Origin of the sequence: Polyangium jinanense (genome assembly GCF_028435265.1) — a bacterium.
Classification (GTDB): domain Bacteria; phylum Myxococcota_A; class Polyangia; order Polyangiales; family Polyangiaceae; genus Polyangium; species Polyangium jinanense.
Genome location: NZ_JAGTJK010000022.1, coordinates 126,660 through 139,078, shown reverse-complemented (window position 1 = coordinate 139,078; position 12,419 = coordinate 126,660). Strand labels below are relative to the sequence as shown.

Genomic DNA, 12,419 nt, shown 5'->3' with positions numbered 1-12,419 from the left:
CGTGCGGATCCAGGGCGGCGCCGCGCACCCAGCGTACGGCCCGAACCGCCAGTTCGTGCGCCTCGGCATGCGCGACGAGCACGAGCGCCTCGGGATCGGCGAAGCCTCCCCGTTGCCCCCGTTCAGCGCGGACGTCGCGTCGGTGCTCGCCGTTGTCCTTGGCGAAGCGTTTCCCGAGCTCGCCACGACGGCCGACGACCGCCCGCCGCGCGAGGCCGTTGCCGCTGCGATGGCGCCCGTCGAGCGTGCGCTCGCCCCGTACCCCGCGGCGCGGTTCGCCCTGGAGACGGCCCTTTTCGACGTCGTCGGCCGGAGACGCGGCCTCTCCGTGGCGGCCTGCCTCGCCGGCGTGGGTCGCCTCGACGCCGTGCCCACGAACGCCCTGCTCGATGCCTCGGCGCCCGACCTCGTCGAGCGGGCCCGCGGGGTCGCCGAAGCGGGCCTCCACGCCGTGAAGGTAAAACTCCGCGCCCGGGACGAGGCCGGCTTCGCGCAGGAGCTCGCCGCGCTCCGGGCCTTGCGGGAAAGCCTCCCGCTGCCGTTCGAGCTTCGCCTCGACCCGAACGGAGCCTGGACGGTGGCTGAGGCCCACGAAAAACTCGCCCGCCTTGCCGAGGTCGCGCCTCGGTACGTCGAGCAACCCGTCCCGGCCGCCCTTCTGCCCGAGCTCGGCCCCGCGGCCGTCCCCTGGGCCGCGGACGAGTCCCTGCTCCTCCCGGGCATGGCCGAGCGCCTCGCGCGCGCCGAGGGGTGCGCCGCCTTCATCCTGAAGCCCGCCGCCCTCGGAGGCCTCGATCGTGCGCTCGCCGTCGCCGCGATCGGCGCCGCGGCGGGCCTCGATCTCGTCGTCACGCACTTCGCCGACGGTCCGGTCGGCCTCGCCGCGGCCGCCGAGCTCGCGCGTGCCCTGCCTAAGCCGCCGCTCGCTTGTGGTCTGGAACCCCATCCGGGGCTGTCGGCCTATCCGGCGATGGCGATTCCCCAGCGGGGACGACCGGGCACGGTCCGGGAGGCGGCGCTTCCGGGTCTCGGCTTCTCGGAGGAGGCCCGAACACGATGGATCACGACGGACTGAGCGTGCTCGAAGCGATCCGGGAGCCCGGCGTCGCGAGTCAGGCAGCACTGATCGAGGACGGCCGCGTGACCTCGTTCGGCGAGCTCGCGGCCCAGGTGGAATGCGTCGCGTCATCCCTCGCGGCGCAGGGACTCGGTCCTGGATGCCGCGCCGCGTTGCGAACGACGTGTGACGTCGGCACGGTCGTCACCATCCTCGCCCTGATCGAGCTCGGCGTCGCCCTCGTTCCGATTCACCCGCGGCTGACCGATGCGGAGGTGCGCGTCATCACCGAAGATGCGCGCCCAGATCTTCAGATTCAGCCTTTCATCCGAAGCGACAACCTTCCGAAATCTGGCGTATTTTCACGGACAACCTCCACCCCATCCACGCCGCTCGCGATCCTCTACACCTCGGGCACGACGGGCCGCCCCAAGGGCGCCGTCCTCTCCCGCGGAGCCTTCGTCGCGAGCGCCACGGCCAGCGCCAAGAACCTCGGCTGGACCCCCGACGACCGCTGGCTCGCATGCATGCCCCTCGCCCACGTCGGTGGCCTCTCCATCGTGACGCGTTGCATCGAGGCCCGACGGCCCATCGTCCTCGAACCCCGCTTCGACCCCGACGCCGTCCTTCGCGCCATCCGTCGCGAGCGCGTCACCCTGCTCTCGGTCGTCCCGACCATGCTCCGCGCCCTCTTCGACGCCGACCGCGACGGCACCCTCGCCACGCTCCGGCTCGTCCTCGTCGGCGGCGCCGGCGCGCCCCCCGCGCTCCTCGAAGAGGCCGCCGCCCGCCGCGTCCTCGCCCTCACGACCTACGGCCTCACCGAAGCTTGCTCGCAGGTGACCTGCCAGCCCCTCCGCGCCCCTGGAACCACCGAGCCAGGATCTGGAAAAGCGCTCCCTGGTGTGGACGTGCGCACCGTTCTCGAGAACGGCACGCTCGCGGCTCCCGGCGACGTCGGTCGCATTCAAGTACGCGGCCCCATGCTCATGAGCGGCTACCTCGCCGGCCCCGGCGAGCCCCTTCGCACCTCGCTCACCGTGGACGGATTTTTCGACACCGGCGACCTCGGGGCCCTCGACGAACAAGGCCGCCTCTTCGTCCACGCCCGCCGCACCGACCTCGTCGTCACCGGCGGCGAGAACGTCTACCCCGCCGAGGTCGAGCAGGCCCTCGAAGCGCTCCCCGGCGTCACGCGCGCCGTCGTCTTCGGCGTCCCGGACGAACGCTGGGGCCAGATCGTCGCCGCGGGCCTCGCCCTCGACGCGCCCGACCCAGCCCGCGCCGCCGCCCTCGTCGCCGAAGCCTCGGCGCGCCTCGCCCCCCACAAGCGCCCGCGCCTCGTCGCCGCCGTCGAATCCCTGCCGCTCACGGCCTCGGGCAAGCTCGATCGCGCCCGGGCCATCCGCGAGCTCAGCCCGCGCCTTTCACCTGTGCCCCGACGGCCGTGAGCGCTGCCACGGCCTGCTCGGGGAGGCCCCTCGACCGGAACGTCTCCCGATCGATGCACACGTGCACGGCCTGCCCGATCGCAAGCACGCGCCCCTCGGTCGAACGCACCCGCGCCCCCACGTGCAGCGACCGTTCGCTGAGCACGAGCTTCACGACCTCCACGACCACGTCGTCGCCGAACCGCATCGGTCCCAGATAATCCGCCTCGGCGTGCCCGAGCGGCATCCCCCACTTGCCCTCGCGCAAGACGGCCGCGAGGTCGATGCCCGCGCGTCGGAGAAGGCTCAGGAACGCGTCGTGGAAGTACTCGAGGACGCGGGCGAAGTAGATGATCCCGGCGGCGTCGACGTCCTGGAAGCGGACGGGGCGCGATTCGGCATGCAGGACGGTGGTGGCGTGGACGAGCTCGTCGGCGGGGAGGCGGGGTCGGTCGGACATGGCCGGGAGCCTACCGCAAGCGTGGTATCGTCGCGCGGCTCGAAGCAGGGGACTTCGGAAAGAGGGGCGAGGATGCACGTAGGAATCTGCGGTTACCCAGGTTCAGGCAAGACGACGGTGTTTCGGGCGCTCGCGCCTGGCGGCAAGGCGGATCGCGAGATCGCCTACGGCAACATCAAGGTGCCCGACGCGCGCGTCGACTTCCTCGCCTCGATCTTCAGCCCGAAGAAGACGACCTTCGCAGAGATCACGTTCGTCGACGTCGGCAGCGGCACCCGCTCGGGCGGCGCCTTCCCGCCCGCCGTCTTGCAGGGCATGCGCAATGCCGACGTGATCGTGCACGTGGTGCGAGGTTTCGAAAACCCCTCGCTCACAGCGCCGTCCGACCCGCCGCGCGACGAGAAGGCGTTCGACGAGGAGCTGCTCCTGCTCGACCTCGGCACGCTGGAGAAGCGCAAGGAGCGCTTCAAAAAAGAGTCGAAGAAGGGCCCCGAGGTCGAGGTGAACACGAAGATGATCGAGCACCTCGAGAAGAGCGAGCCGCTACGCACGCTGGACCTCTCCGAGGAGGAGCTGCGCGCGCTCGGCCCGGGGATCCAGCTGCTCTCGATGCAGCCGCTCATCACGCTCTACAACCTCTCCGAGGAGGCATGGAACGACCCGGCCCGCGCGCACCTTCGCGAGACGAAGCACGGCAAGCAGTGGGTGAAGATGGCCCTCTGCGGCTCGATCGAGGCGGAAATCGCGGCCTTGCCAGCCGAGGAGCAGAAAGATTTCCTCGAAGGACTCGGCCTCGGCGAGCCCGCGCGCAACGTCTTCGTGCGCGAGGCCTACCGCCTGCTCGACTACATCAGCTTCCTGACCGCGGGCCCCGACGAATGCCGCGCCTGGCCGATCCGTCGCGGCACGAACGCGAAGCGCGCCGCAGGCAAGGTGCACTCAGATCTCGAACGAGGCTTCATCCGCGCGGAGATCTACCGGCCCGAGGACCTGGAGATCGCTCGCACCGAGGCCGCGCTGAAGGCCCAGGGCAAGATGCGGCTCGAAGGGAAGGACTACATCGTCAAGGACGGCGATGTCGTGCACTTCCGCGCCGGGACCTGAGTCTCTTCTTGGGGCCGTTGCGCTGGGGCGTTGCCCCAGGCCCCAGCAGGGGCTATCCGCCCCTGCACCCGGACCAGCGCAAGCGCTGGACCCAGGGTCGATGAACTGCGCGATGCGCAGTTCATCGAACAGGCCGAGGCAAGACCAGCGACGACCCTGCCAACCAAGACCGCCGTGACTGGCAACGCTGTCCCTGGTCTTGCCACCGGCCTGTGGAAGAACTGCGCATCGCGCAGTTCTTCCAACCCGAGTCCAGGGCTTGCCCTGGTTCGGGTCGAGGGGCGAACAGCCCCCGCGGGGCCCGGGGCAGAGCCCCGGCGCAGCGGCTACGCCACCGCCACCGCCTCGGCGGGGTTGTCCTTCGAGGACTTCGCGTTCTCGTTGACCTTGACGCTCACGATGCGCGACACGCCTGGCTCCTGCATCGTCACGCCGTAGAGCACGTCCACGGACTGCATCGTGCGCTTGATGTGCGTGATCAGGATGAACTGCGAGTGCGCCGTCATCGAGCGGATCGCCTCGTTGTAACGAGCGACGTTCGCCTCGTCGAGCGGCGCGTCGACCTCGTCGAGTACGCAGAACGGCGAGGGCTTGAACTGGAAGATGGCGAAGATGAGGCTCACCGCGGTGAGCGCTTTCTCGCCGCCGCTCATGAGCTCGATGTTGCCGAGCTTCTTGCCTGGCGGCTGCGCGAGGATCTCGATGCCCGTCTCCAGCATGTCCTCGGGGTTCGTGAGCCGTAGCTCCGCCGCGCCGCCGCGGAACATCTTGGGGAAGAGTGCCTTGAAGCGCGCGTTGATCGCGTCGTACGTTGTCTTGAAGAGCTTCTTGCACTCGCGGTTCATCTGCGCGATCGCCTTCTCCAGATCGGAGAGTGCGCTCTCGAGATCGTCCTTCTGCTGCGCGTAGTACTTGTGCCGCTCCTCGGCCTCGGCGTACTCGCGCATCGCGTCGAGGTTTACCGGACCCATGCGATCGAGCAGCTCGCCGAGCTCCTGGATGCGCGCCCGGTGCTGCTGATCGACCGGCGCGCGCTTGTGGTAGTCGCCCACGACCGTCGGCAGATAGAGGCCACGGAACTTTTCGCGCACGCCATCGATGAGGTGGTTCTCCTCGATGTCGAGCCGCGCGAGCGCCATCTCGTGCTGCCGGAGTTTTTCCGTGGCGTCCGTGAGGTCCTGCCGGAGGCCCTTCAGATCGGCCTCCTTCGCTGCCAGGATCTGCCGCGCCTCGTCGAGCCTGCGCCGCGCATCTTCGAGCGACGCGTGCGCCTTCTGCGCCCGTTGCACCGCGTCGTCGAGCTTCTCCCGCGACAGCATCATCGTTGCCGCCGCGACGCCTGCGCCCTCCGCGCAGTCCGTCCGCTCCCCGTCGAGCCGCGCGATCCGCCCGCTGAGCTCGTCGCACGACCGCGCCAAACGCTCCACCGTCGCGCGCGCCGCCGTCGCCCGCTCGCGCACGCGCGCGAGGCGCACCTTGCGCTCGGTCACCACCGATTGCTGCGCGATCACGCGTTCCTTCCACTCGGCCGCGAGCTCCTCGCTCGTCGCGAGCCTCCCGCCGACCTCCTCGCGCAGCCGCCGACCTTCTTCGAGTTTTTCGCGCGCCTCTTCCTGCTCGCCGCCTGCGTTCTCCAGCGCGCCCATGATCTCTTCGAGATCCCGCTGGACCGCGCTGCGCCGCTTCTGCGACGCCGCGAGCTGCTCCTCCGCGCGACGTAGATCCTTCTCGGCCGTCACGAGCGCGATCTCGCTCGTGTGTGCCTCGCTCCGCGCCTTGTCCACGGCCGCCGTGAGCTCCGCGATCCGCTGCCGCTCGGCCGTCTGCGCTTCGAGCAGCGCTGTCACCTGATCGCCGAGCTTCGCCACGACGTCGTGCAGCTCGCGGATCTCCCGCTTCTGCTCCAGCATCCCCGCCGCCACCGCGTCGCCCGCGCCGCCGCTCACGGTTCCATCCGGACGAACCACCGTCCCGTCGAGCGAGACGAGCGTCACCGTCGCTCCCGACGTCGCCAGCCGGATCGCCGCCTCCGCCGTGCGCACGACGACCGCGTCGCCCACGAGCGCTCGCACGAGCGGCTCGTCCTCCGCGGAGAACCGCAGCCGCTCGAACAGCGGACCCACCACGTCTTCGCCCGACGGGAGCGACGTCGGCCCGCCTGCCACGTACCGCGGCCGCGCCGGCACGAGCGTCGCGCGCCCTTGCTTCTTCGCCGCGAGATCGCCGAGCAGCGCCGACGCGCGCTCCGTGTTCGTCACGACGATCGCTTGCAGCTTGTCGCCGAGCAGCGCCGCGAAGGCGGGGAGCAGCTCGGAAGGCGCCTCGATCCGATCGGCCACGAGGCCCACGATCGACGGATCCTTCGTCTTGAGCAGGCTCTTCGGCCCGGCGCCCACGCCTTCGAGCCGCGCGTGGATCTCTTCGAGCGCGCGCAGACGGCTGCGCTTCTGGTTGTGCTCGTTCTTCGCCTGCTCGACCTTGCGATCGCTCGCGACCGCCTGCTCCCGCAGCGTCTTCGCTTCGTTCTCGAGCGTGGCCCGCTGCTCGATCGACGTCTTCTTCTGCGCCGCCAGCTCCGCGACCTGCGCTGCCAGCACCTCGCGCTTCTTTTCGAGCTCTTCCAGCTCGTAGACGAGCCGCCCGTGCTCGTCGTCGAGCTTCTCGCGGCGCACCATCATGTCCGAGAAGCGCCGCTCGTAGCCCGTCAGCATCGCCTCGGCCGCCGCGACCTTCGCCGCCGCGTCCGCCGCCTGCTTGCGCAGCCGCGAGGCCTCCTGCTCGGCCTCTTTTTCGCCCGCGCGCACCTCTTCGAGCCGCTCGTGCTCTTCGAGCGCCTCGCGGTTCTCGCGCTGCTCCTCGGACGCCACGTTCTCGAGCTGCTTCTCGAGCTCTGCGCGCTCGACCCGCAGATCCGCGATCGTCTTCTCCAGGTCCTGCTGCTCGACCGTCGCCGCGGCCCTGCGCTCTTCGAGGTGCTTGAACCGATCCTTGGCGCGAGTGAGCTCGGCCTGGAACGTGCGCACGTCGTTGTCGGCGGAGAACGCCGCGTTTTGCGCCTTCTCGGCCTGCTCCTCGGTCTGGTGCGCGGCGAGCCTCTGCACTTCGAGCTCGGCGTCGCGCGCGGCGAGCGCCGTGCGGGAGGCGAGGACCTTCTCGGCGTACTCGGCCCGCGCGATCGTCTCGCGCTGCCTGAGCACGATGATCTCGAGCAGCTTGTGCGAGGCCTCGTGCAGCATGAGGTCCTCGAGCTCCTTGCGGTAGGCGATGTAGCGCTCCGCCTTCGCGGCCTGGCGCTTGAGCGACGAGAGGCTGCGCGAGATCTCCGAGACGATGTCGCCGATGCGCAGCAGGTTCTGCCGCGTCTGCTCCATCTTCTGCTCGGCCTGCTTCTTCCGGGCCTTGTACTTCGTGATGCCCGCGGCCTCCTCGATCAGCATGCGCCGATCCTCGGCTCGGGCCGACACGATGAGGCCGATCTTGCCCTGCTCGATGATCGAGTACGCCTTCGTGCCGACGCCCGTGCCGAGGAAGAGGTCCGTGATGTCCTTCAGGCGGACCTGGGTCTTGTTGATCAGGTACTCGCTCGTCCCGTCGCGGTAGAGCCTGCGGGTGACGGCGATCTCGGCGTAGTCCTTGTATTCGAGCGGGAGCTGCTGGGCGAGCTCGGGGTCGGTGTTGTCGAAGGTGAGCGTGACCTCGGCCATGCCGTGCGGCCCGCGCGACTCCGACCCGTTGAAGATGACGTCGGCCATGCTCCGGCCGCGCAGGTGCTTGGCGCTCTGCTCGCCCATGCACCAGCGGATGGCGTCGACGATGTTCGACTTGCCGCAGCCGTTCGGGCCGACGATGCCCACGACGTCGACGTCGAAATGGACCACCGTCCGGTCGACGAACGACTTGAAGCCGGCAATCTCGAGCTTCCGAATACGCATCCGACGTCACCGGCGATGGGACGGTCACATGGCGTCACATAATGCCACGTACCGCCACGCATCGCGCAGGGCTAGGGTTACACCCGCCGGGGGGGCGCGGCAAGGTGTTCAGATGTTCGGGGCGTCAGACGTCCGCAGTGGAGACGAAAGGGCTAGCCACCAGGCGCCTGGGTGGCCAGAATGGCTGGCAGTCGCCCGGCGCCTTGACAGGCGTCCAACGAAGCCGTACCTGCACGGCGAAATTCCGCGAGGTATTCTTTATGCCTACCTACGAGTACGCCTGCATGTCCTGCGCTCACGAGTGGGAAACCGAGCAGTCGATTCGTGAAGATCCCCTCAAGGAGTGCCCAAGCTGCCACAAGGAAACCGCCCGACGGCAGATTTCCCGTGGCACGGGCTTCATCCTGAAGGGAAGCGGCTGGTACGCCGACCTCTACAGCTCGTCCAGCAACAAGTCGTCGTCCAAGTCCGAGAGCAGCAGTAGCTCCGAGAGCAGCTCCTCCTCGTCGACCTCGTCCTCGGAGAGCTCGTCGAGCACGTCCTCGACGTCCTCCGCAGCCACGTCCTGATCCGGCGCGATCCCCACGCGGGCGGGCCTCTCGTCCCGACGCGCGTGGCTCGGGTGCAGAGCTCCTTTCGGGAGCGGAGCCCTGAAGCGTGTACGGTAAGGCCGCCCCGCGTCGGTCCGAGGAATGCTAGGTTGTCGGGGTATGGACGAGAGAAAGCGGCTCGATGAGCTTCGTGCGCAGCTCGCGGAGATCGATCACCAGATGCTCCGCCAGCTGGAGCGGCGCGCGCGTGTCGCCCAGGACATCATCAAGCTGCGCAGCGGGACTGCTCGTTTTGCGCCCATCGCAGACGGGCAACACTTGCTCGCTCTCGAACGAGCGGCCGAGCCGCCGCTTCCGCAAAGTGCTGTCCGGACGGCCTTCGCCGCCATCGACGCCGCCTGCCGCGTCTTCGAGGTGGCGCCGCGTGTCGTGTTCCTCGGCTCGGAAGGGGGCTTCGGCTGGATGGCCGCGCGCGAGCAGTTCGGCCCAAGCGCCGAGCTCGTCCGCGGCGAGACCGTCCTCGGCGCCCTCGACGAGGTCGCCCGCGAGCGCGCCGAGTTCGCGGTCGTGCCCTACGAGTCGCTCGAGGACGGTCCGATCTTCCCGACCATCCAGGGCATCGCCGCCGCGGACCTGAAGCTCGTCGGCGAGCACGAGCTCTCGCAAGTCCTCGTCCTCGCGAACGCCACGGGCAACCCGAGCGACGTCGAGAAGATCCACGTCACGCCGCAAGATCACGGGGCCACGGTCCGGTACCTCGAGTCGAACCACCCGCGGACGGCGGTCTCCGACGTGCGCTCGCCGTTCGTCGCGCTCGAGCTCGCCGCGGAGAACCACGGCAGCGCCGCGATCGTCCCGCGCGGGGCGCTCGCTCCAGACACGCCCGTGCGCGTGGCGCGGGAGAACATCGGCGATCAAGGCGAGGTGCGCATGCGGTACGGCGTGGTCTCGCGCCTGCCGGCGCCGCGCTCGGGCTCCGACGCGACCGCGCTCCTGTTCGGCGTGCACGACAAGCCGGGCGCGCTGCACGAGATCCTCCAGCACTTCAAGGAGCGGAGCTGCAACCTGCGCCGCATCCAGTCGCGGCCCGTGCCGGGCGAGGGCTGGGAGTACGTGTTTTACGTCGAGGTCTTCGGCCACGTGACCGACAGGAACCTCGTCGCCGCCCTCGAGGGGATCAAGCGAGAGGCGAAGATGCTCAAGATCGTGGGCTCTTTCCCGCTCGAGCGGCCCACGTACCGAACGCCCGAGGCGGAGGATCGTCGTCGAACGTCATGACCTTTGCGGCTCGTCGCGCCCGCCCGGCGCGCTTCTTTGCTTTCACCCTCTCCGCCACACTCCTCGCCCTCGGTCCCTCCGGCTGCGGGGGCGGAAACGAGAACGTCGTCCTCGTCGGCGGTCGGCAGGTCGATCCGGCAGTGATCGATCGGGATCCCGTCGCGCTCTTGCCGAGTAACCCCGTGATGCTCGGCTACCTCGACGCAGCGGCGATGTTCCAGTCGAGCCTGGGCCCGGACGTCGGTTCGATCATCACGGCGGTCTTGCCGCTCGGACCCGAGTCGAACTTCGTCGCATCGCGCGACGTGACGCGGCTCTACGGCGGGATCTACGCCATGCAGGGCGCCGATTTCTGCGCCGTGGTCCAGGGCAACTTCGACGTCGCCTCGATCCACCGCGCAGCCGAGGCGCGCACGAAGGTGAGCTCAGGCCTGCCCCTCGTGCGCTCGCGGTACGCGGACATGGACCTGTACACCGCAGGGAACGTGGGCTTCGTGTTGCTCACGCCGCACACGGCACTCACGGGCAACGAGACGGGCATGCGCCGCGCGCTCGATCGGCTGCGGACCACGGAGATCAAGCGCGACGTGCCGCCGTGGATGATCGAGCTCCTGAACACGCCCAACGCGGCGTTCGCGCTCGCGGGGGACATCAGCGGGCAGGGGACGGTCGAGGCCGCGACGCAGAAGATGCCGTTCCTGACGGGGCTGCAAAAGGTGCGGACGATCGGCAATTTCCAACCGCCAGGCATGAACCTCGCCGGGTCGCTGACGTACGCGGACGCGGCGTCTGCAGCGGCCGGGACGACGAATCTTGCCGATCTGCAGAAGCTCACGGGCTTCATGGGGCTTTTGTCGTCACTCGGGCTGATGGGCCCGGTGCCGCAGATCCAGGTGGCGCAGCGCGAGAACGACGTCGCCTTCACGATGCCGGTCGACACGTCATTCGCGCGGTTTCTGCTGGGGATGCTCGGCGACGTCGCGAAGAAGGCGACGACAGGGCAGGCACCGTCGAGCGGGTGGGTTTGGCCGCTTTTGACGCGCTGACGGTGCGCTGCAGCGTAGCGCCGGGGTTTCACCCCGGACCCCGACCAGGGGTTGTCCACCCCTGGACCCGGACCAGCGCAAGCGCTGGACCCGGGGTCGATGAACTGCGCGATGCGCAGTTCATCGAACAGGCCGAGGCAAGACCAGCGATGACCTTGCCAGTCAAAACCGCAGCGCCGACGTGTCTGCCCGAGGCTGAGGCAGCGCTGCCGCCTCGGCTGGCAACGCCGCTCGTGGTCTTGCCCCGGGCCCGTCCTAGAAACCGCGCATCGCGCGGTTTCTAGGCCCTCGGTCCAGGCCGTGCCTGGTCCGGGGTGCAGGGGGCGGACAGCCCCCTGCTGGGGTGCGGGGCGACGCCCCGCTCCGAGCTCTCAGTCCGACGAAGACCAGTCCGACGTCGTGGGCGGCGCTGGTTTTCGGCGCGGTTTTTCCGGCGTCGCCGCGTGCAGATCGATCCGCCGCGCGTCATCGGACAGCCGCCACGCCAGGATCTGGAAGAGGCCCAAGGCGGAGAGCCCCGTGGCGGCTCCGAACGCTACGGCGGCCAGGGTCGTGCTCGTCGCGTTTTGCCACGTCGCGAATGCGCCGGGCCGGCTCAGGTCCGACAGCGCGAGCTCCGCGCCGAGGCCGCAGAGCACGCCGAGGCCCACGTAGGTGCCCGCACCCGTCGTCTCTGAGCCCATGAAGCCCACGAGCGCCGCGGCGACCACCACGATCGCGACGAACGAGCCGGCCGTCGCGAGCTCCGGCGAGAGCGCGGCCAGGCGGAGCACCGTGAGGATCACGAAGGGCAGGGCACAGAGGAACGCGCCGGCGAGCAGCCATCGAGCCCCGGCGTACGCGCGGTAGCGGGCGCGGAAGAGCAGCGCGGCGGGCAAGGTCGTCGCCGCGAGCAGGCGCGCGAAGCCGAGGAGAGGCGCGTTCGCGGCGATGCCCGCGGCCGGCCCGGAGCCGCCGAAGCCCACGAGGGCCGTGAGCATGCCGAGCACGAGCATGGCCACGCCGCGATGGCGGTAACTCACGCGGGTGAGCGCGGCTGCGAGCGTGACGCTACCGAGCAGGAAACACGGGAGCGCGGCGACCGTACCGCCGGGACGCACCCCCACGAGTGGAAGCGCGCCGAGCCCCGCGAAGCCGAGGCCCACGGCGGCGCACCAGGCCCGCGCGGCCTGCCGCGAGGGCTCGATCGGCGCGAGGTCCTCCATGAGCGCCTCGGACGCGAGCAGCGGCTTGACCGGCGTCTCGCGCGGGCGCTCCTCGCTGCGCGGTGCGAGCGAGGGGGGTGGAGACGACGTCGTTGCCGAGGTCGCCGGGAAGGGCGTGGCCTCGGCGGGAGAAACGACCTTGCGGGAAACCCCGCTCACGGCGACGCCGTCGGAGGCGGCTTCCACGCCCTCCGCTGCGGCTGCTGCGCCATCTGCCACGAGGGCGAGCTCGCGCGGCTTCGAGCGGGGGGCGCTTGCGGGCGCCTCGGCGGGCTCGGCTTCGGCGAGCGCCTTTGGGGCCATCGTGGCGGCGGGGTCGCTGCGGCGTGCCGATGGCGGCGGCTCGCTGCTCGCCG

At 70.0% G+C, this 12,419-nt stretch carries 9 protein-coding genes and 1 pseudogene; 6 read left to right on the top strand and 4 right to left on the bottom strand.

Annotated features, from left to right (window positions below):
- Position 1 precedes the first annotated feature (1 nt).
- Together KEG38_RS31820 and KEG38_RS31815 are read left to right on the top strand one after the other, a co-directional pair.
- Positions 2-1,075, top strand: coding sequence for an enolase C-terminal domain-like protein (locus KEG38_RS31820; RefSeq protein WP_272423705.1), 1,074 nt, complete (start codon positions 2-4; stop codon positions 1,073-1,075).
- Positions 1,057-2,508 (top strand): class I adenylate-forming enzyme family protein, encoded by a 1,452-nt coding sequence (locus KEG38_RS31815; RefSeq protein ID WP_272423704.1) that lies wholly within the window; start codon positions 1,057-1,059, stop codon positions 2,506-2,508. Before KEG38_RS31820 ends, KEG38_RS31815 begins: the two co-directional genes overlap by 19 nt.
- Here KEG38_RS31815 and KEG38_RS31810 read toward each other — a convergent pair.
- Positions 2,471-2,947 (bottom strand): acyl-CoA thioesterase, encoded by a 477-nt coding sequence (locus KEG38_RS31810; RefSeq protein WP_272423702.1) that lies wholly within the window; start codon positions 2,945-2,947, stop codon positions 2,471-2,473. The two genes, KEG38_RS31815 and KEG38_RS31810, sit on opposite strands and share 38 nt — an antisense overlap.
- A 72-nt stretch (positions 2,948-3,019) precedes the next feature.
- On the opposite strand from KEG38_RS31810, the gene KEG38_RS31805 reads away from it, so the two are divergent.
- Entirely contained in the window at positions 3,020-4,051 is a 1,032-nt protein-coding gene (locus KEG38_RS31805; RefSeq protein ID WP_272423701.1) for a DUF933 domain-containing protein, read from the top strand.
- Positions 4,052-4,377: 326 nt separating this feature from the next.
- Here the strand turns inward: KEG38_RS31805 and smc are convergent, their stop codons facing one another.
- Positions 4,378-7,983: a chromosome segregation protein SMC gene (smc, locus tag KEG38_RS31800; protein ID WP_272423699.1), complete on the bottom strand. Its 3,606-nt coding sequence runs from the start codon at positions 7,981-7,983 to the stop codon at positions 4,378-4,380.
- 41 nt (positions 7,984-8,024) lie between these two features.
- On the opposite strand from smc, the pseudogene KEG38_RS56115 reads away from it, so the two are divergent.
- Positions 8,025-8,390: pseudogene (locus tag KEG38_RS56115) on the top strand (FmdB family zinc ribbon protein); the annotation flags it as partial.
- 26 nt (positions 8,391-8,416) lie between these two features.
- Here KEG38_RS56115 and KEG38_RS31790 read toward each other — a convergent pair.
- Positions 8,417-8,569 (bottom strand): hypothetical protein, encoded by a 153-nt coding sequence (locus tag KEG38_RS31790; RefSeq protein ID WP_272423777.1) that lies wholly within the window; start codon positions 8,567-8,569, stop codon positions 8,417-8,419.
- 124 nt (positions 8,570-8,693) lie between these two features.
- On the opposite strand from KEG38_RS31790, the gene KEG38_RS31785 reads away from it, so the two are divergent.
- Together KEG38_RS31785 and KEG38_RS31780 are read left to right on the top strand one after the other, a co-directional pair.
- Positions 8,694-9,812 (top strand): bifunctional chorismate mutase/prephenate dehydratase, encoded by a 1,119-nt coding sequence (locus tag KEG38_RS31785; protein WP_272423697.1) that lies wholly within the window; start codon positions 8,694-8,696, stop codon positions 9,810-9,812.
- On the top strand, positions 9,809-10,858 hold the full coding sequence (locus KEG38_RS31780; RefSeq protein WP_272423696.1) for a hypothetical protein: 1,050 nt from the start codon (positions 9,809-9,811) through the stop codon (positions 10,856-10,858). The genes KEG38_RS31785 and KEG38_RS31780 overlap by 4 nt, the downstream gene beginning before the upstream one ends.
- Before the next feature lie 371 nt (positions 10,859-11,229).
- Here KEG38_RS31780 and KEG38_RS31775 read toward each other — a convergent pair whose 3' ends face one another.
- Positions 11,230-12,366 carry a hypothetical protein gene (locus tag KEG38_RS31775; protein WP_272423694.1) on the bottom strand — a complete coding sequence of 379 codons (1,137 nt, stop codon included), beginning with the start codon at positions 12,364-12,366 and terminating at the stop codon, positions 11,230-11,232.
- Positions 12,367-12,419: the final 53 nt, after the last annotated feature.